This window comes from Halomonas litopenaei, assembly GCF_003045775.1.
Classification (GTDB): Bacteria; Pseudomonadota; Gammaproteobacteria; order Pseudomonadales; family Halomonadaceae; genus Halomonas; species Halomonas litopenaei.
Map to the genome: position 1 here is coordinate 426549 of NZ_PXNS01000004.1, position 19692 is coordinate 446240.

At 66.5% G+C, this 19692-nt stretch carries 16 protein-coding genes; 9 read left to right on the forward strand and 7 right to left on the reverse strand.

Annotated elements, in window-relative coordinates; all coding sequences use genetic code 11:
* Positions 1–111 precede the first annotated feature (111 nt).
* The 9 genes from C6W88_RS08395 to C6W88_RS08435 all read left to right on the forward strand — a co-directional run bounded on the left by C6W88_RS08395 (position 112) and on the right by C6W88_RS08435 (position 14272).
* On the forward strand, positions 112–1188 hold the full coding sequence (locus C6W88_RS08395) for an amino acid ABC transporter permease (RefSeq protein WP_045993550.1): 1077 nt from the start codon (positions 112–114) through the stop codon (positions 1186–1188).
* A gap of 77 nt (positions 1189–1265) precedes the next feature.
* Positions 1266–1994, forward strand: coding sequence for an amino acid ABC transporter ATP-binding protein (locus C6W88_RS08400; protein ID WP_045993549.1), 729 nt, complete (start codon positions 1266–1268; stop codon positions 1992–1994).
* A 283-nt stretch (positions 1995–2277) separates the two neighbouring features.
* Complete coding sequence (hglS, locus tag C6W88_RS08405) at positions 2278–3615, forward strand: 2-oxoadipate dioxygenase/decarboxylase HglS (protein WP_108132134.1); 1338 nt, start codon at positions 2278–2280, stop codon at positions 3613–3615.
* A gap of 261 nt (positions 3616–3876) precedes the next feature.
* Entirely contained in the window at positions 3877–4638 is a 762-nt protein-coding gene (locus tag C6W88_RS08410; RefSeq protein WP_045993508.1) for a sulfite exporter TauE/SafE family protein, read from the forward strand.
* A 160-nt stretch (positions 4639–4798) separates the two neighbouring features.
* Positions 4799–7648, forward strand: a complete 2850-nt coding sequence (locus tag C6W88_RS08415) for an HD domain-containing phosphohydrolase (RefSeq protein WP_108132135.1) — start codon at positions 4799–4801, stop codon at positions 7646–7648.
* A gap of 140 nt (positions 7649–7788) precedes the next feature.
* Complete coding sequence (locus C6W88_RS21870) at positions 7789–10659, forward strand: HD domain-containing phosphohydrolase (protein WP_108132136.1); 2871 nt, start codon at positions 7789–7791, stop codon at positions 10657–10659.
* Between the two features lie 208 nt (positions 10660–10867).
* Complete coding sequence (locus C6W88_RS08425) at positions 10868–12400, forward strand: D-alanyl-D-alanine carboxypeptidase (RefSeq protein WP_108132137.1); 1533 nt, start codon at positions 10868–10870, stop codon at positions 12398–12400.
* Between the two features lie 240 nt (positions 12401–12640).
* Positions 12641–13516, forward strand: a complete 876-nt coding sequence (locus C6W88_RS08430) for a DMT family transporter (protein ID WP_045993504.1) — start codon at positions 12641–12643, stop codon at positions 13514–13516.
* Positions 13517–13717: 201 nt separating this feature from the next.
* The gene (locus C6W88_RS08435) at positions 13718–14272 is read left to right on the forward strand and encodes a cytochrome b/b6 domain-containing protein (RefSeq protein ID WP_108132138.1); all 555 of its coding nucleotides are present in this window, start codon (positions 13718–13720) and stop codon (positions 14270–14272) included.
* 46 nt (positions 14273–14318) lie between these two features.
* Here the strand turns inward: C6W88_RS08435 and thiE are convergent, their stop codons facing one another.
* From thiE to C6W88_RS08470, 7 genes are all read right to left on the reverse strand, one after another.
* A complete protein-coding gene (gene thiE / locus C6W88_RS08440) occupies positions 14319–14981 on the reverse strand; it encodes a thiamine phosphate synthase (protein ID WP_258183924.1) in 663 nt (220 codons plus the stop codon).
* 39 nt (positions 14982–15020) lie between these two features.
* Complete coding sequence (gene thiM, locus C6W88_RS08445; protein ID WP_108132140.1) at positions 15021–15839, reverse strand: hydroxyethylthiazole kinase; 819 nt, start codon at positions 15837–15839, stop codon at positions 15021–15023.
* Between the two features lie 148 nt (positions 15840–15987).
* The gene (locus C6W88_RS08450; protein WP_108132141.1) at positions 15988–16275 is read right to left on the reverse strand and encodes a hypothetical protein; all 288 of its coding nucleotides are present in this window, start codon (positions 16273–16275) and stop codon (positions 15988–15990) included.
* Between the two features lie 350 nt (positions 16276–16625).
* Positions 16626–16961 carry a hypothetical protein gene (locus C6W88_RS08455; protein ID WP_108132142.1) on the reverse strand — a complete coding sequence of 112 codons (336 nt, stop codon included), beginning with the start codon at positions 16959–16961 and terminating at the stop codon, positions 16626–16628.
* On the reverse strand, positions 16958–17746 hold the full coding sequence (locus C6W88_RS08460) for an ABC transporter ATP-binding protein (RefSeq protein WP_108132143.1): 789 nt from the start codon (positions 17744–17746) through the stop codon (positions 16958–16960). Before C6W88_RS08460 ends, C6W88_RS08455 begins: the two co-directional genes overlap by 4 nt.
* Positions 17734–18495: an ABC transporter permease gene (locus C6W88_RS08465; protein ID WP_108132144.1), complete on the reverse strand. Its 762-nt coding sequence runs from the start codon at positions 18493–18495 to the stop codon at positions 17734–17736. The genes C6W88_RS08460 and C6W88_RS08465 overlap by 13 nt, the downstream gene beginning before the upstream one ends.
* Positions 18492–19538, reverse strand: a complete 1047-nt coding sequence (locus C6W88_RS08470; RefSeq protein WP_045993498.1) for an ABC transporter substrate-binding protein — start codon at positions 19536–19538, stop codon at positions 18492–18494. The genes C6W88_RS08465 and C6W88_RS08470 overlap by 4 nt, the downstream gene beginning before the upstream one ends.
* Between the last annotated feature and the right edge of the window lie 154 nt (positions 19539–19692).

A 19692-nucleotide genomic window follows, 5' to 3' on the forward strand; every position in this document is an offset into this window, starting at 1 on the left:
CGTTGGAGGACTGCTGCCATGACCGAGCGTCCCACACCTCCTTCCCAGTCCCCGGTGCACCCCCCGAGTGAGCCCGAGGTGGCGCCGGCTGCCGCGTCCACCGAGCATTCGATGATCGCCGCCCGGCCGGCGCCGGTGGCGCGCCATGGTGTCACCGGCTGGCTGCGCAGCCGGCTGTTCTCGACCCCGCTCAATTCGGTGGTCTCGCTGATCACCCTGGCGGTGCTGGTATGGGCGCTGTCCCCGCTGGTGCAGTGGGCGCTGATCGACGCCGACTGGATCGGCACCACCCGCGAAGCCTGTACCGGCGAGGGCGCCTGCTGGGTGTTCATCAGCGCCCGCTTCGAGACCATCGTCTACGGCTTCTACCCCGAGACCGAGCGCTACCGCGTCGATATCACCCTGGCGCTGCTGGTGGCCACCATCGCCTGGCTGATGATTCCCCGACTGCCGGCCAAGCGCTGGGTGGTGATCTTCGCCCTGGTCGGCTTTCCGGTGATCGCCTGGCTGTTGCTGCTGGGAGGCCACTTCGGCCTGCCGGCGGTGCCCACCCGTGAGTGGGGCGGGCTGATGCTGACCCTGACCGTGGCCATCGTCGGTATCGTCGGCTCGCTGCCGCTGGGGGTGATCCTGGCGCTGGGCCGGCGCTCGCAGATGCCACTGGTGCGCAGCCTGTCGGTGGTGTTCATCGAGTTCTGGCGCGGCGTGCCCTTGATCACGGTGCTGTTCATGGCCTCGGTGATGCTGCCGCTGTTCGTGCCCAGCGAGGTCGAGTTCGACAAGCTGCTGCGCGCACTGATCGGCATCATGTTCTTCTGGAGCGCCTATATGGCCGAGGTGGTGCGTGGCGGCCTGCAGGCGATCCCCAGAGGCCAGGAAGAGGCCGCCAAGGCGCTGGGCCTGGGCTACTGGCGGCGGATGGGCCTGATCATCCTGCCCCAGGCGCTCAAGCTGGTGATCCCGGGCATCGTCAACACCTTCATCGCGCTGTTCAAGGACACCTCACTGGTGCTGATCATCGGCCTGTTCGACCTGCTGGCGATCATCCGTGCCGGGCTCACCGACACCAACTGGCTGGGCTTCGCCACCGAGGGCTACGTGTTCGCCGCGCTGATGTTCTGGATCTTCTGCTTCGGCATGTCACGTTACAGCCAATATATCGAACGGCGTCTACATACCGGCCATTGACGGCCCACAACAACAAATTTGATCGGGAGGCAGCCATGTCTGCTCAAGCGGCGACCACGGCGGATTCGAACACGCCGATGATCGAGATCGACGGCCTCAACAAGTGGTACGGGGACTTCCACGTGCTGCGCGACATCGACCTGACCGTGCAGCCAGGGGAGCGCATCGTGGTGTGCGGGCCCTCGGGGTCCGGCAAATCCACCCTGATCCGCTGCATCAATCACCTGGAGGAACACCAGCAGGGCCGCATCACCGTGGGCGGGGTGCACATGACCCAGGACGTCAAGCGCATCGAACAGATCCGCCGGCACGTCGGCATGGTGTTCCAGCACTTCAATCTGTTCCCTCACCTGTCGGTGCTCGACAACTGCTGCATCGCCCAGACCTGGGTACAGAAGAAACCCCGGCGCGAGGCCGAGGCCACCGCCATGGAGTTTCTCGAGCGGGTGCAGATCGCCGACCAGGCCCACAAGTACCCGGGCCAGCTGTCCGGCGGCCAGCAGCAGCGCGTGGCCATCGCGCGCGCGCTGTGTCTGCGCCCGGAGGTGATGCTGTTCGACGAGCCCACCTCGGCGCTGGACCCGGAGATGATCAAGGAGGTGCTGGACGTGATGATCGAGCTGGCCCGGGAAGGCATGACCATGCTCTGCGTGACCCACGAGATGGGCTTCGCCAAGACCGTGGCCGACCGGGTGATCTTCATGGATCAGGGCCAGATCATCGAGCAGGCGCCGCCCCAGGAGTTCTTCAACAACCCGCGCTCGGAGCGTACCCAGCTGTTCCTGAGTCAGATCCTGGGGCACTGAGGCGCCCTGGCCGCGCGCTTGCTCGCGCAGAGCGCGGCAAGGCGGACGGGGGCGACAGCAGCGGGGCACATAAGCTGGAGGACTGGTAGCGCGGGGTGGCTCCCATGGCGTCGCTGCGAGAAAGACTGCGCCGATAAAGGCGCGGAGTGTCGAGAGTGATGGCGGCGACCACCGCCGTGGCATTCCTTGAAGGAATACAACCAGCGATAATTTTCGTTTGTCGCCGCCTCCCCGCTCTGGTCTTATCGGTGGCATCACCGCCTGCCAACCGATAGGAGCCCGGATGTCTTCCGACTTTGTGACCGCCGACGAGATTCGTGACCGCTTTGCCTCTGCCATGTCGGCCATGTACCAGGCCGAGGTGCCCCAGTACGGCACCCTGCTGTCACTGGTCGAGCAGGTGAATCGGCAGACCCTCGAGGCTGATCCGGCGCTGGCCGAGCGGCTCGAGGCCAGCGGCGAGCACGCTCGCCTGGGCGTCGAGCGTCACGGTGCGATCCGGGTGGGCACGGCCGAGGAACTCGCCACCCTGAGGCGCCTGTTTGCGGTGATGGGGATGTTCCCTGTGGGCTACTACGACCTGTCCGAGGCCGGGGTGCCGGTGCACTCCACCGCCTTTCGCCCGGTCACCGACGAGGCCCTGGCACGCAATCCCTTCCGCCTGTTTACCTCGCTGCTGCGCCTCGAGCTGATCGAGGACGTCGAGCTGCGCACCCTGGCCAGCGAGATCCTGGCCAAGCGCGACATCTTCACTCCGGGGGTGCGTGAACTGATCGCCACCTTCGAGCAGCAGGGTGGCCTCACCGAGGAACAGGCCGAGCGCTTCGTCGCCGAAGCCCTGGAGACCTTCCGCTGGCACCAGGACGCCACCGTGGACCGCGCCACCTACGAGCGGCTGCACTCGGCCCACCGTTTGATCGCCGATGTGGTCTGCTTCCGTGGCCCGCACATCAACCATCTGACCCCGCGTACCCTGGACATCGACGAGGCCCAGCGCCGGATGCCCGAGCATGGCATGACGCCCAAGGCGGTGATCGAGGGCCCGCCCCGGCGCGCCTGTCCGATCCTGCTGCGTCAGACCAGCTTCAAGGCGCTGGAAGAGACCACCCGTTTCGTCGGTGACGCCGAGGGTAGCCATACCGCCCGCTTCGGCGAGATCGAGCAGCGTGGTGTAGCCCTGACCCCCAAGGGCCGTGCGCTCTATGACCGCTTGCTGGGCGAGGCCCGCAAGGCGACCCAGGGGCTGGACAACGCCGCCCATCAGGCACGCCTGGCCGAGGTCTTCACCGACTTCCCCGATGACGAGACCACCCTGCGCCGCGAGGGTCTGGCCTACTTCGTCTACCGTGCGGTAGACGAGTTCGACGGTGACGCCTCTGTGGAGGCACAGATCGCCGCCGGCAAGGTGGTGGCCGAGCCGCTGACCTACGAGGACTTCCTGCCGGTGTCGGCGGCGGGCATCTTCCAGTCCAACCTGGGCGGTGAGGAGAGTGCGGTGGGGCAGGGCAACGCCAACCGTGACGCCTTCGAGGCGGCGCTGGGGGCCTCGGTGCGCGATGAACTCGAGCTCTACGCCCGCCGCGAGCGCGAATCCCTGGCGGCGCTTGGCCTGAAACGCTGATCCTGATGATTGGCCTGAGCCTCTTCTCTGTATCAGCCGCTGAATGTGCCCATCGCTGATCCTGTCGTCACGGCTCTTGCCTTCACGGAAAGTACCCGCGCCGATCGATCTTCCGCCCGGAAGATCGATCGGCGTTGGCGTTGGCGTTGGCGTTGGCGTTGCGGGTAGCGAGGCGATGTTGGCGGGCGGGTCGTCAGCGAGTGCGAGCCGTGGCACACAAAGGTAAGCTTCTGGCTTTTCTTGTCTCAGGAGTTTGTCGCCATGGAGTGGCTCGCCGCTATCTCGCCGCTGTCCCCCGTCGTCAGTCTCGGCCTGATCCTGCTGTCCGGTGTCACCTCGATGATCAGCGCGTCGCTGGGCGTGGGCGGCGGCACCCTGTTGATCATGACCATGGCCCAGGTGATGCCGGCGGCGGCACTGATCCCGGTGCATGGCATGGTCCAGCTGGGCTCCAACGGCGGACGCCTGGCCATGAGCTGGCGACACGTTCACTGGCCGCTGCTGGCGACCTTTGTCCCCGGTGCCCTGGTCGGCGCCCTGGTGGCCGGCTGGCTGCTGATCCGCCTGCCCAGCGGGGTGCTGGAACTGTCGATTGCCGCCTTCGTGCTCTATACCCTGTGGGGGCCGGGGCTGCCCAAGCGCGCCCTGGGCCGACTGGGCACCCTGATCGCCGGCGCCGTCACCACCCTGTTGTCCAGCTTTGTCGGCGCCAGTGGGCCCATGGTGGCAGCCTTCGTCAAGCAGCACGGCAACTCCCGCCAGGGCACGGTGGCCACCTTCGCCGCCTGCATGACCTTCCAGCACCTGACCAAGGCCTTCGTCTTCGGCGTCGCCGGTTTTCTGTTCGCCGACTGGCTGTGGTTGATCCTGCTGATGATCGGCGTCGGGGTGCTGGGCACCTGGCTTGGACTGCGCCTGTTGCATCACGTGTCGGAGCGGCGTTTCGACACCGGATTCCGGGTGGTGTTGACCGCGCTGTCGCTGCGTCTGGTGTGGCTGGGCATGACGCGGCTGCTGACCTGAACGTCTGGGCAGGCACGGCCGCCATGGGCGAGGGGCAAGACGAAAGATGTGGGCGAAGTAGTGCATAGGGGGTAGTTGCCCCCCGCTCCAGAGCGGCTGAATTGGCATAGAGTGATAGGTAGTCGTCACTGCTGGTCGACTGCCACCCTCGAGTCCTTCAATGCCTCTATTTGCCCGCCGTGAACTCCCGATCCAATGGCTTATCGCTGCCTCCATCGTCGGCATGACGCTGATGATGGCCGGTCTGCTGCTGTGGCAGTCGTGGGATCAGGCTCGGGACTCGCTGGTCGAGGCGCTGCAGCGATCCAGCCAGCAGCTGTCGGCGACGGTGGAGGTCAAGACCCGCTCGCTGATCGAACCTTCCAGGGCGATGCTCGGTGTGCTGAGCAGAGAAACGAGCATCGAGAACTTCGACAGTGCCCGAAGCGATCATCTACTGCCCATGCTGGCGGCGGTGGTCGACGCCCAGGAGGTGCTGGGAGGCGCCTACATCGGCTCCGACAACGGCGACTTTCTGATGGTTCGCTCCATCGAGCGACTGTCGCCCGGGGCAGTATCCGACTCATTGAATCTGGCCGGTGGCACTTACCTGGCGCTGATCCTGCACGGCGACAGGCGGCAAGGCATGGCTGGCTACTGGCAGGTACTCGACGATGAGGCGAGGGAGCTACGTCGCATCGCCATCGAGAGCCACGGCCTGGACCCGCGCGATCGACCCTGGTTTCGTCAGGCGCTGGACGAGCACGGCCCGCAGCTATCGGCGCCCTATACCTTCTTCACCAACGGTGAGCAGGGCGTCACCCTGTCCCAGCGATCCCGTGATGGACGCGCCGTGCTTGGCATCGACATGACCTCCGCGGATCTCGGTAAGGAAATCCATGCGTTTGCCACCACCCAGGGGTCACTGCTGGCCATCACTACCCCCGAGGGCGATGTGCTCGCCCACAACGCGGACAAGGATGCGGCGCTGTTGCCGGGGACCTCGCTGGAGGATCTGGGCGAGGCGCCGTTGATCGAGCTCAAGGATCAGGGGGTGCTGGCGACGCCGGTCCGCTACTTCTGTGGTGAGCAGTACTGGTGGGGGCTGGCGCTGCCCTTCGACATGCTCGGCAGTCGACTGGCCTGGCTGCTGGTGGCCATGCCGGAGCGGGAGCTGATGGCGAGCCTGCGTGAATCCCTGTGGCACCGTCTGTTGCTGTCGCTGGGGCTGGTGACGCTGATGGTGCCACTCGGCATCCTGCTGGGTCGCCGACTCGGGCGCCCACTGCGCGAACTGGGTGAGCAGGTACGGACCATCTCCGAGTTCGACCTCGATGCCTATCGCGGGGTCGACTCCCGGGTGCGCGAGGTGGCTCACCTGTCCGGTGCGCTGGACACTCTGGTGCACCGCGTCGGCGAGTTTCGGCGCATCAATCGCATGCTGGGACGCGAGCGCCGACTCGACGTGATGCTCGACGGCATCCTCGATGAGCTGTTGAACGTCACCGGCAGCCACCACGGGGTCATCTATCTGGCCAACGAGGACAGTTCTGTCCGCCTGTCGCCGGTCGCCGAGGCGGGGCAGGGGTGGGGCGATGCCCCTTTGCCGGCGACGCTCGAGGTCGACCAGGACTCGGGCCCTCTGCTGGAGGTGCGGCGGGCGCTGGAGGCGCAAGGGTATCTGGTGCAGTCGCTGCGCGACCGCGCCGGCAAGCGTCTCGGGATTCTGTTGCTGGCGCACCGGGACGGTGGTCAGGATGATGACCAGTGGCGCACCTTCGTCGCCGAGGTGTCATCGGTGGCGGCGGTGGCCATCGACATGCGCCGCCTGCTCGAGGGCGAGGCGCGTCTGCTGGACGCCATGATTCAGCTAGTCGCCAGGGCCACCGATGCCAAGTCACCCCACACCGGGGGACACTGTACCCGGGTACCGCAACTGGCGGAGATGCTGATCGACGAAGTGGACCGGGCGCGCCAGGGCCCTTTTGCTGCGGTTCACCTCAGCGAGGAAGAGCGCGCCACCTTCCACCTGGCGGCCTGGCTGCACGACTGCGGCAAGCTGACCACCCCAGACCACATCATGGAGAAGGCCACCAAGCTCGAGACCCGTTACAACCGGATCCATGAGATCCGGACCCGCTTCGAGGTGCTGTGGCGAGACGCCGAACTCGATTACTGGCGCGCCATCGCCCAGGGGGGCGAAGCAACAAAGCTTGACCAGGTACTGCAGCGTCGGCGCCAGGAGCTGCAGGAGGCCTTCGCCTGCGTCGCCGAGGCCAACCATGGCCGCGAGGCGATGGGCGAGGCCGACTGCCAGCGCTTGAAGACCATCGGCGAGTGGCGCTGGCTGCGTTACTTCGATGACCGCCTGGGGCTGTCACGGGCCGAACTGGACAACATGGCCGAAGAACCCCGTCGCGCCTTGCCTGCAGAAGAGCGTCTGCTTGCCGATCTGCCCCGTCATCGCATTGCCTGGCAGCGTCCGTGCCCCCCGGTGCATCCCGAGGACCCCGACAATCACTGGGGCTTTTCGATGGAGCCGCCGTCCCTGGCGGAGCATCAGGGGGAGCTCTACAACCTGTGCATCGCCCGAGGCACGCTCAACGACGTCGAACGCTTCCGCATGCAGGAGCACGTGATCCAGACCATCATCATGCTCGAGTCTCTGCCCTGGCCCGCTCACCTGAAGCGAGTGCCGGAGATCGCCGGCAATCACCATGAGCGCATGGACGGACAGGGGTATCCGCGGCGGCTGCGACTCGGCGAGGCCAGCCTGGAAGAGCGGATCATGGCGCTGGCGGATGTGTTCGAGGCGCTGACCGCCTCCGATCGTCCCTACAAGAATGGCCTGCCGCTGTCCCGCGCGCTGGAGATCCTGGCTGACATGGTCAAGGACGGCCACCTGGACCCGGCGGTCTTCGAGTTGCTGCTGGATAGCGGCGTGTGGCGGCGCTACGCCGATACCTTTGTGGCCGACCGACAGATCGACCAGGTCGATATCGATGCCATCCGGGCCCGAGCTCGGCGTTGACCTAACGTGGAGCCTGCCGCTGTGTTCGGGATACGCGTCTACAGATCTGCACATATAGTGGAGAGAGCGCTACCCCTTTCGGCTTAGGGCGTTTCGTCACGCTTGAAAGTCCCTTTTGCCTCGTCACGAGAGGTCCGACCATGTACCGCCATCGTCTCGTCATTCCGGTGCAGTGGCTGATCGGTATCGTTATCGTCGGGGTGATGGTGGTGATGGCGGTGGCGCTGCTGGGGTTCTCCTGGCACCAGTCCCAGCGCACGCTGGGGGCGACCCTGGAAGAGACCTCGGCTCAGCTGGTCGACACCCTGGAGGCGCGCACCCAAGCGCTGGTGAGGCCGGCACGGGTGGCCATCGACATGCTGGCCAACGGGGCCCCGGGCGAGGCCGACGACTGGGACGGCCGGCTGGCAGCGTTGCCGCTGATGAGGGCGGCGCTGGAAGCCCATCGACTGGTCGACGCCGTCTACATCGGCTATGGCAGCGGCGACTTCCTGATGTTTCGCGCGGTGGATCGCATGCTCGAGAGCAAGCGCCCCGGCATCGTCAACAACGGCGGCCAGGACGCGGCCTACCTGGCGCTGGTGGTGGATGCCCGCCCTGGCCAGCCACCGCAGAGTGAATGGCATCTGTTCGATCCATCGCTTGCTCCGCTCGGGCGCGAGCGACTCGACCAGTACTTCTTCGATCCGCGCAGCCGTCCCTGGTTTCAGCAGGCACCCGAGGGTGACGCTCCTTTCCTGACCGCTCCCTATGTGTTTTTCAACACCGGCGAAATCGGCATCAGCATGGCGCGCCGCAGCGGTGACGCTGTGGTCGGCCTGGATGTCGCCTCGCGGGACCTTGGCATCGGCCTGGATGACCTGCGGTTGACGCCGCAGACGCGCATGGCGGTAGTCACCGCCTCTGGCCAGGCGCTGGCGACTACCCTGGACGCCACACTGGATCCTGGGCCCGGCAACGCCCGCCAATTGTCCTCTTTCGAGGATCTGGCCATGCCGGTGCTGGCGCAATTGTTGACCACGAACGTCGACCAGCCACCGCGGCGGTTGTCCCATGACGGTCGCCAGTGGTGGGGGCTGGTGCTGCCCTTTGTCACCCTGGGGGGCGAGGCCACGCGGCTGATTGCAGCCGTCCCGGAAGACGAGCTGACCTCCGATGTGCGCCAGATGATGCTGGAGAGTTCGTTGCTGGCGGGGGCCGTGACACTGGCCTTGTTGCCGCTGGGGGTGCTGCTGGGACGACGGCTGGGGCGTCCATTGCGGGAGTTGTCCGGACAGGTTGAGGCGCTCGGGCGCTACGATTTTTCCGCCTGCGACGGTGTCGGCTCCCGGGTGACCGAGGTGCGCGGGCTCAGCGTGGCACTGCGCCGGCTGGCGCGTGGTATCGAGGGCTTTGGACGCATCACCCGGGTGCTCAACAGCGAGCCACGCCTGGATCGCATGCTGACCAGCATTCTCGAGGATCTGCTGCGCGGCACCGGCAGTCGCGCCGGGGCCATCTACCTGGCCGATGAACAGGACGAGGGACGCTTCGCTCGGATCGCCAGGGAGGGGGAGGCGAGGGACCCCGATGCGGACCCACGGAGTCGGGAGCTGCGACTGCAGGAAGGCTCCGAGGCCGAGCTCGAGGCGCTGATCGAGCGCTTTGAGGCGGCCGGCTATCTGTTGCAGCCGCTGCGTAACCGGGAGGGAGCGACGCTGGGTCTGCTGGCGTTGGCGCGGCGCTCGCTGGACGATGACGACGCTCACTGGCGTGCCTTCGTCGCCGAAGTGTCGGCGGCGGCAGCGGTGGCCATCGACCTGAGGCGACTGCTGCGCGGTGAGGCGCGTCTACTGGAGGGCATCGTCCAGCTGGTGGCCCATGCCATCGACGCCAAGTCGCCGCATACCGGAAGCCACTGCTCGCGAGTGCCGGTACTGGCGGAGATGATCGTCGAGGGCATCGATCGCAGCGAGCACGGGGTATACGCCGAGACTCACTTCGACGCGACCCGCCGCAGCGCCTTCCATCTGGCGGCCTGGCTGCATGACTGCGGCAAGCTGGCGATCCCCGACGAGGTAATGGAAAAGGCCACCAAGCTCGAGGCCCGCTACGACCGTATCCATGAGATTCGCACCCGCTTCGAGGTGCTGTGGCGCGATGCCGACGTGGCCTACTGGCAGGGGCGCGCCCACGGTGGCGATCCGGTGACGCTGGAGCGACGGCGCCATGCGCGACAGCAGGAGCTGATCGCAGCCTTTGAATGCGTGGCCGAGGCCAATCGGGGGGGCGAGGCCATCAGCGATGAGCTGCTGGAGCGCCTGAACGTCATCGCCGAGTGGCGCTGGTGGCGGCACTTCGATGATCGGCTTGGGGTATCGCGAGATGAGCTCAAACGCATGTCCCGCGAACCTCTGCGCAGGCTGCCCGCGGAGGAGCGCCTGCTGGCCGACCTGCCACGCCACGAGATCCCCTGGCACCGCTCTCGCCCGGCGGTGGCGCCGGACGACCCCGACAATGTCTGGCGTTTCGACATGCGGCCCAGTGAATTGGCCGGCCATCAGGGCGAGCTTTTCAATCTCAGGGTGTCCCGCGGCACCCTCAACGAGGTCGAGCGATTCCGCATCCAGGAGCACGTGGTCCAGACCATCATGATGCTCGAGGCGCTGCCCTGGCCCGCGCACCTGCGTCGGGTCCCGGCCATCGCCGGCAATCATCACGAGCGCATGGACGGTACCGGTTATCCACGCAGACTGGCGATGAAGGACGCCAGCCTCGAGGAGCGGGTCATGGTGATGGCGGACGTGTTCGAGGCCTTGACCGCCGCGGACCGCCCCTACAAGTCGGCCATGACCCTTTCCCGGGCACTGGCGACGCTGGCCGACATGGTGCGGGAGGGCCATCTGGACCCCGAGATCTTCCGGCTGATGCTGGAGCAGCGGATCTACAGCGACTACGCCGAACGCTTCTTGACGCCGGCCCAGCGTGATAGCGTTGATACCGAGGCGCTGCTGGCCCGTGCGGGAGTTTGACCTGACGCAAGCGCGCAGGAGTAGGCCCGCCCCGGCTTTTGCCCAAGTGGACGACGACAAAGGCGCCTGCATGAACGGCTGGTTCGCCCGAAATGGTCTATATAATGCCGAGAATGATGGTGAACGCTCGCCAATTTGGCCTGTACAGGCCGGTTAAGTGGGTCATAATGCCGTCAGTGCAGTCTGGAAATCGCAGGGGTTTGGATAAATGGTGACCACAAGGAATTCCGGGTGGCGTTCGCTGACGATGCTGGTCGCGCTGGTGGTGACCTGTCTGATGGTGGTGCAGTCCGCCCAGGCAGGCAATCCGCGCTACGCAGGCATCGTGGTGGACGCCGAGAGTCATGAGATCCTGTACGCGGAAAACGCCGATGAGCGCCGCTATCCGGCCTCACTGACCAAGATGATGACCCTTTATATGCTGTTCGAGGCTCTGGACGGTCGTACCATGAGTCTGGGCCAGCCGTTGCCGGTCTCTTCCCATGCGGCCTCGATGCCGGCGACCAAGCTGTGGCTCAAGCCCGGTGACAGCATCCCGGTGGAGAAGGCCATCCAGGCGTTGGTCGTGCGCTCCGCCAATGACGTGGCGGTGGTGGTGGCCGAGTCCCTGGGCGGTTCCGAGTCGCACTTCGCCGACATGATGACCCGCAAGGCGCGCAGCCTGGGCATGAACAACACCACCTTCCGCAACGCCTCGGGCCTGCCCAACTCCGGCCAGGTCACCACGGCGCGGGACATGGTCATCCTGGCGCGTCGTCTGATGCTGGACTTCCCCCAGTATTACCCCTACTTCTCTCTTACCGAGTTTACCTGGCGTGGCACTCGCCATACCGGTCACAACCGTCTGCTGACCAAGTACCCGGGTACCGATGGTCTCAAGACCGGCTTCATTCGCGCCTCCGGTTTCAATGTGGCGACCTCGGCCACGCGCAATGGGCGGCGCATGGTGGCGGTGGTCATGGGCGGCTACACCGCCGCTTCCCGTGATGAGCAGATGATGAGCCTGCTCGACCGCGGCTTCCTGCGGGCTTCGCTGGTCGACGGTCGTGGTTTCCTTGCCAATACCGACGTCTCCGGTGGCGAACTGATGGCGCCCCGCCAGCGTGGGTTGATCTCTGCGCCGACGCCGAGCCGTGTCGCTCAGGTGCCATCGACTGCGGTGCGACCGTCACGGGTCGAGACCGTGGTTCGTCCGGCCACGCCGACACTGGCCAGCCGCCAGTCGGCGACAGCGCCGGTGCGCTTCGAGTCCGCCGCCCCGATCATTTCCGATTCGCGTCGTTCTTCGTCCGGTCCCGACCCGCTGCGCAACCTGATCGACCTGCCGAGTGCCTCGGCACCCGCCCTGGCATCGATTCCGGTGGCGGCCTCGGTGCCCGACGCGGCAGCGGCGAGGCCTGAGCCCAGCCCTGTGTCGAGTGCCGTGTCGAGCGCGCCGTCCAGCGCGGCCAGCACGAACACCACCAGCGCGAATGCGAACAGCACCATCGCGCAGACCGGCGACTGGGGGGTCCAGGTGGGGGCGTTCAGCGACATGGACAGCGCGCGCAGCCAGGCCAGCCAGGCGGCCGATCGTCTGGCAGGCGAGATGGCCCACGCCCGGGTAGCGGTGGCGCGAGCCGACAATGCCAACATCTACCGTGCCCGCGTGGTGGACCTGCAGGAAGGCCAGGCCCGTTCGGCCTGTCGGCGACTGCTGCAGCAGGGCATGGACTGCATGGTCGTTCAGGCCAGCCTCTAAGCGTCAGTTCGCGCCGGCTTCACGTCGTTCTCCGACAAGGCCCGCCTCCGGCGGGCCTTTTGCTGTATGGCATACACCAGTGCACAGTTCTGGTGCGTCTGTTCTTGCCAGCGAAGCGTTCGCCCCCTAACGTTGTCCCTGTTACCCCCGTCGGCCCCGTGCCGGCGGGGTTCGTTTTTGGGTCAGGTAAGTGGTGGTCGTGAGCCACTTGCCATCAGCGCTGCGGACAGGGAGGAGAGCATGGGGTCATCGTTCAAGGGTATCGGGTTCATGTGTCTTGGCGTGCTGTGCCTGGCGCTCGGTGACGCCATTTCCAAGTGGCTCGGCGAGGTGCATTCGCCGTTGCAGATCATCTTCTTTCGCACCCTGGTGTCGTTGCCGTTGATCATGCTGCTGGCACACCAGGGGGGCGGCCTGCGCACCCTGTCGACCCGACGCCCGGGGGTGCATCTGATCCGTGGTCTCATCTATACCGGCACCATGGGTTGCTTCGTGCTGGGGTTGACGATGATGCCGCTCGCCGAGGGCACCGCCATCGCCTTTGCCGCGCCGCTGTTTGTCAGCCTGCTGTCGGTCCCGCTGCTGGGCGAGCGGGTGAGCGTGCCGGTGGTGCTGGCGTCGCTGGTGGGCTTTGCCGGTGTATTGGTGATCGTGCGTCCAGGCAGTGAAGGCATCTCGCTGGGTGCCCTGTCGATGCTCGGGGCGGCGGTGTTCTATGCCTTGATGATGATCACCGCTCGGCGCTACGGCGCCCGCGAGCACCTGTGGGCGATGGTGTTCTACATGACCCTGGTACCCTTTGTGGTGACCGGCGTCGCCCTGCCGCTGGTATGGCAGGCGCCGGCGCTGGAGCATTGGCCGGCCTTTCTCATGTCCGGGGTGCTCGGGGTCGGCGCCACCGCCTTTATTACCCTGGCCTTTCGTCACGCTCCGGCCGCTATCGCCGCCCCCTTCGACTATACCGCCATGCTGTGGGCGGTCCTGCTCGGCTGGATGATCTGGGACGAGGTGCCGGATCTCGGGGTGCTGATCGGCGGCACCCTGATCATCGCCAGCGGCCTGGCGATCGCCTACCAGGAGGGGCGCACCAGCCTCAAGCGGCGCCCTTCGGCCTGAGCTGGGCGCTTGATCGGATGGAAGGACCAGGAGGTTGACCGACATCACGTCGCCTTGGGGGGAGGCGCTTGCCGTCCTAGGGCTTGTCTGAAAAGTGCCTGCGCTCGTCGACTTTTCGGACAGCGCCTAAGCTTGCCTTAAGTTGCTGCCGTCAGGCTGCCTGTTACGCGACAAGGCGTATCACCTTCAGGGAGCAGGACGATGGCATCGATTCCGTCACATTCAAAAGGCCGGCAGATCAAGGTGTGGGACCCGTTGGTCCGCGTCTTTCACTGGGCGCTGGTGCTGGGGTTTGCCCTCAATTACGCCGAAATTGGCCCACATCGTTATATCGGCTACACCCTGATGGGGCTGATAGGGCTGCGTGTCGTCTGGGGGCTGGTGGGGCCCTGGCCGGTGCGCTGGTCGAGCTTCTGGCCGACAGCGACCCGGCTTGGAGCGGCGCTCAAGAGACAGGCCGCAGCACAGGAAGAGTGTTCGTCTCAGCGCATCACCCATACCCCGCTGGGGGCGGTGATGATGTTGCTGATGCTGGCCTTGCTGGTGGGGCTCGGTACCACCGGCATCTTGATGGTGCACTCCGAGCGTTTCCACGATGTGCACTGGATGGAGGAGCTGCACGAGGGCCTCGCCACGGCGGTACTGTGTCTGGTGCCGTTGCACGTGGGCGGTGCCATCCTGGAGGGGCGACGACTGGGCGACAACCTGATCGCCGCAATGGTCCATGGGCGTCGAAGGGTCAGGCCTCGCGTCTGAGGGTCGCGTTCGGCGGTGGGCTGCCTGGCCGGGCTCCCAGGCAGGTTCAGCCTTTCCAGGCCGTCAGCAGGTCCCGCGCGGCGCACGCCGGGTCCGCCTGGCCGCAGATGGCGGAGACCACGGCCATGCCATCGGCGCCGCTTTGACGCACCGCCGAGGCGTGCTCGCGCTTGAGCCCGCCGATGGCCACGCTGGGCAGCGGGCTCGCCGCCACCAACGAGGCGAGACCATCGAAGCCCAGCGGCGTGGCGTGGTCGCTCTTGGTCGGCGTGGCGAATACCGGTCCGAGTCCCAGGTAGTCCAGTGCCTGGACATCCAGGCGTGACAGCTGGTCGGGGTGCTGCACCGACAGGCCGATGATCGCCGTCTCGCCAAGCAGGCGGCGGGCTTCGCCCACATCGCCGTCGTCCTGCCCCAGATGCACGCCGTCGACCTGTGCCTTTAGCGCGACCTGGACGCGGTCATTGATGACCAGAGGAACCCCGTGTTCGGCCAGCGCCGGTTTCAGTCGGCGCGCCAGTTGCACCAGTTCGTCATCGCTGGCGGTCTTGTCACGTAGCTGCACCAGGCTGACTCCGCCGCGTACCGCCGCCTCCACCGTCGCTTCAATCCCCATGGATGCGCATAGCCCGGGGTCGGTGACCAGATAGAGGCGAAGGCTGCGGGGGTCGAACGGGCGCGCATCAAGGCGTCGAGGAGAGTGGGTCACGAGGGGCTCCTGGTACATGAATCGGGTAGGGCGGTCGGGTCAGTCGAGAGACTCGATGGCGAGAGGTTCTCGCCGTAACAGCGTCTCGGGATTGAGCTGATGCAAGGCGTCGACAAAGGCGACGGCGAAGCTGCCAGGACCCTGGGCGGTGCGGCCGGCGCGACTGCCGGCTTCGCCATAGCAGGCCAGGGCCGCGCAGGTGGCGACCAGCGGATCCTGATCGGCGGCGAGAAAGGCCGCGACCACACCGGACAGGGCGCAGCCCAGCGCCGTCACGCGGGGCATCAGCGGGTGTCCACCGGGCACGCGCACCAGCCGCCGGCCGTCGGTGACCAGATCGACCTCATCGGTTACCGCTACCACCGCCTCCTGGCGCCGGGCCAGGGCGACGGCCGCCTGCACGGCGTCGTCGCTGGCGGCAGTGGAGTCGACGCCGCGCCCGCCAAGACCGTCCTCGGCCAGGGCGATGATCTCCGAGGCGTTGCCGCGAATGACGCTGGGCCTCAAGTCCAGCAGCCTGGCGGCAGACTCTCGCCGATAGGCGGTGGCGCCAACGGCGACGGGGTCGAGCACCCAGGGGGTCTGGTGCTCGCCGGCACTGGTGGCAGCCTCGACCATGGCCTCGACCCAGTGAGGCGAGAGCGTACCGATATTGATCAGCACAGCGTCGGCCAATGCCGCGAACTCGGCCGCTTCCTCACGCGCATGGACCATGGCCGGTGAAGCGCCCACGGCCAGCAGCACATTGGCGGCGCTGTTCATGGCCACGTAGTTGGTCAGGCTATGGACCAGCGGCGCCGCCTGGCGCAGCCGGGTCAGCCGTGCGCCGATGTCGGCACCGGTGAGTGTCGTCGTCATGACAGGCCTCCCTGGCGTTGGACGAAGGCGGCGAGGGTCGCCTTGCAGGGAGTCATGATCCGGTCACTGCGCGCCGCTGTAAAGCGGCGATGGCCTGAGATATCCCCCTTGAGCCGGGAGACGGTGAACCGCGACAGCTCGCCGGGCGTCAGCCCAGCAGTTGCAGTGCGATCAATACCCCCAGGGCGGCGAGGGCGAGCTCGCGAACCGGTACGCCGTTGCCGCTGTCTGTGGCGTCGTCTCGACGCTCCGAGCTTGCGGTTCGGGGCCACAGGGCGAGGCCACCGAGAATCAGGCTGAGGCTGCCGAGGGGCAGGCTGATGGACGACCAGAAGGCCATCAGGGCGAGGCCGCCGACCAGGGCCAGAGAGATACGAAGAAGCCCCTTGGTGGCGAAGCGGGGGCGAGTACGGTAGACCTGCTGTAGGAAGGGCATGTTCGGAATTCCTTGTCGGTGCAGGGGGCGGGCCAGAAGACATCTACTGACACCATCGCTAGAGCTGCAGCGTAACGGCTTTGCCTTAACGCGCGCTTAAGCTTTATTGAAAGATTTGTGACAAGGTCTGATGCGCGAATCTGCAAAATGTTCAGTCGGCGAGCTGCGACATTGGTCGAACGCCATTGGCAGAGCATGGGAATCGTGGGGGGCAGAGGGCGCGTCTCGCCTGGCTCCGTTCTCGCCTTCAAGGGCGACCTGCAAGGGCGACCTGCAAGGGCGACCTGCAAGGGCGACCGCAATGGCCTCCTGCCAAGGCGGTCTGTCTGGACGTGGATCAAACGCGTGCGTCAGGCGCGGATATAGGCCCAGCCCTGGCGCTGGCCCTCGGCCAGGGTGAGTACCGCTGCCTCGACGATGGCCAGTCCCCGGGTGTCGACGATGCCCTGGGCGTCGAGACTGTTGCGACACAGTTTTAACCATGCGTCGGTGTCGTCCGGGGTGGCGACGGCGGCCGCCGCGCCGCCGGCATTGGTGATGATCAGCACCTCGGCCTCGGGGCTGGCGGCCTTGAGGTTGCGGGCATTGCGCCTGGCGCGGGCAAGGCTCTCGGCGCAGGGAGCGTGAAGCATCACCTTCAAGCGTGAATCACCCGCTTCGCGGGGGGGCAGGCCGGTATCGCTCATGACGCCTCCGGGACGGCGCCGATCAATGTTTCCAGATGATGGACCTGGGCGCCGAAGTCGGCATGCTCACGGCGATTGTCGGTGGGCAGCGTGATCTCGAGGGTATCGATGACCCGCGCCGGGGCCCCGCCCTGATGTCCACCGAGCACCATCACCCGGTCGGCCAGCAGTACAGCCTCTTCGATGTCGTGGGTAACGAAGACGATGGCGGCCTCGGTGCGCTGGCGCAGGTCGATCAACTCGTTCTGCAGGCGACGGCGAGTGATCGCATCCAGCGCCGAGAAGGGCTCGTCCATGAACAGCACCCGGGGCTTTACCGCCAGCGCCCGGGCAATGCCGACACGCTGTTGCTGGCCGCCGGACAGGGTGGAAGGAAAGCGCTCGGGCATGTCGCCCAGGCCGACCAGCTCCAGCGGCGCAAGGGCGCGGCGCTGGCGCTCCTCCCGGGACAGCCCCAGTCCCTCGAGCCCGAGCGCCACATTGGCGCGGATGCGTCGCCAGGGAAACAGCCGCGGCGCCTGGAAGACCATCGACCAGGGCCGCGCTCCATCACGTGGGCTCTCGTCCAGCCAGCGCTCGCCTGCCACCGCCGGCAGCAGGCCGCAGAGTGCCCGCAGCAGTGTCGACTTGCCGACCCCGGAGGCACCGACGATGGCGATGAACTCCCGTGGAGCCAGGCGCAGGTCGACATGTTCGAGCACGCGCTGGCCGCCGAAGCCCAGGGCCAGGTCATGGGCCTTGAGCACGCAGGCGTCGGCGTTGCGTTCGGCTGTCAGGGTGTCCATATCAGCAGCCTTTTTTGCAGATGCAGGAAGCCCAGGTCGAACAGGGCGTAGAGCGCGGCAATGGTCAGCATGTAGACCACCACGATATCGGTGGCCAGCAGGCCCGAGGCCTCCATCATGCGCTGGCCGATGCCGGGAATGCCGAACAGTTCGGCCGCGACCACGGTCATCCAGCCCTGGCCGAGGCCGGCGCGCAGGCCACCGAGGATGCCGGGGGCCGCCGCGGGCAGGCTGACCTTGGTCAGGCGGGCCAGCAGCGAACCCTGGCCGAAGGCCCTAGCTACCTCGTCATAGCCGGGGTCCACCGCACGCACCGCGCTGTAGCTGGCGAAGTAGTTGATCCAGAACACCCCGATACTGATGATGAAGGCCGCCGCCGATGGTGTGATCCCGAACCAGATGATGGCAAAGGGGATCCAGGCCAGTGGCGGGATCGGGCGAAGCAGGCGCGCCAGCCAGGCGTGCAGGGCGTCGAACACCGGCAGCAGGGCCGCCGCTACGCCCATGGCGATGCCTGCCAGCGAGCCGATGGCCACCCCTACGCTGTAGTGAGACAGGCTCGAGCTGACGACTTCCCACCAGATGCCGTCGACCACCTCGCCCCAGAAGACCGTCGGGATCGCAGAGGGCAGCGGGACCAGATTGCCGGGCAGCAGCCCCAGGCGCAGTGAGATCTCCCAGAGTGCCACAAAGGCGACGAGCCCCAGCGCACCGAGGCCGGTGCGCCGGCTACGAGATACCGACTTCATGGGCTCGTGTCGCCTTCTTCGGCGTCTGCGTCAGCGCTTGCGGTCAGGTCGTCGTACCAGCGGGTGTCGAACAGAGTGTCGATGTCGAGGCCCTGCTTGAGGGTGCCGTTGGCCAGCTGGAAGTCATGCATGGTGCGGGTGCCCTCGACGATCGCGTGGGGATCGGCGCCGTAGTTGGCGAAGGGCGACGACAGTGCAGCCTCTACGGTTTCCAGCGGCACCAGACGCTTGCCGACGAACTCGCGCACCGAGGGGGCGACCTGCTGTGGCGTATCGACCAGGGCGTGGGTCGCTCGCAGGTGAAGTTCGAGCAAGGTGCTGACGGCATCGGGGCGCTGTTCGAGCAGGCTTTCGCGTGCAGCCAGCACCGCGCCGGGTTGACCCGGCAACATGTCCGAGGCGTGGGCCACGATCTGGGCGTCGTCGAGGCGTTCGGTCACGGTGGAGAGTATCGGCTCCAGGGTCGAGGCGGCGTCCACTGCACCGGCCAGCAGCGCCTGCTGGACACGATCGGCGCCCATGGCGACGATCTCGACGGCGTCGCTGCCGATGCCCAGGCGTTCGTCCAGCCAGTAGCGCAATACCGTGTCGGGTACCGAGCCCTTGGGGAAGGTGGCGATCTTGGGCCGACGGCCTTCGCGCTCGGTAAAGTCGGCGATGGCCTGGGCCGGGTCGGCGTCGGCCATCAGGCTGGCCAGTTCGCCGCGGGCGACCAGGCCGATCTGCTCCTGGATGGCGGCCGCCAGTACCTTGATCGGTACCCCGTTGGCGCGAGCCACCATGGCCGGGCCGATACCGAAGTACATGACGTCGAGATCACCCGAGGCCAGCGCCTGGACCATCGCCGGCCCGCTGGAAAAGCGTGTCAGCTCAAGTTCCAGACCGGCCTCTTCGGTCCAGCCTTCGCCCTCCATCACGAATAGCTGAGCCACCGGCAGGATCGGCATATAACCAACCTCCAGCGGACCTTCGTCGGCGGCGATGGCGGTACCAGGCAGAAGCAGGGCGGCGGCGGTCAGCCAGCGGTAAAGGAGCTGGGGCATGGAGCCCTCCTGGAGCAATGAAGTTAATGATCAGCATGATAACGATCGGGGGACGAGGGCGACACGCAGGCGTGCGATCAATCCGTTATATGCTTATTAGGCGCCGGAAGGCGCCGACACGACAATGGCCGCCCGGGGGCGGCCATCGCTGAGG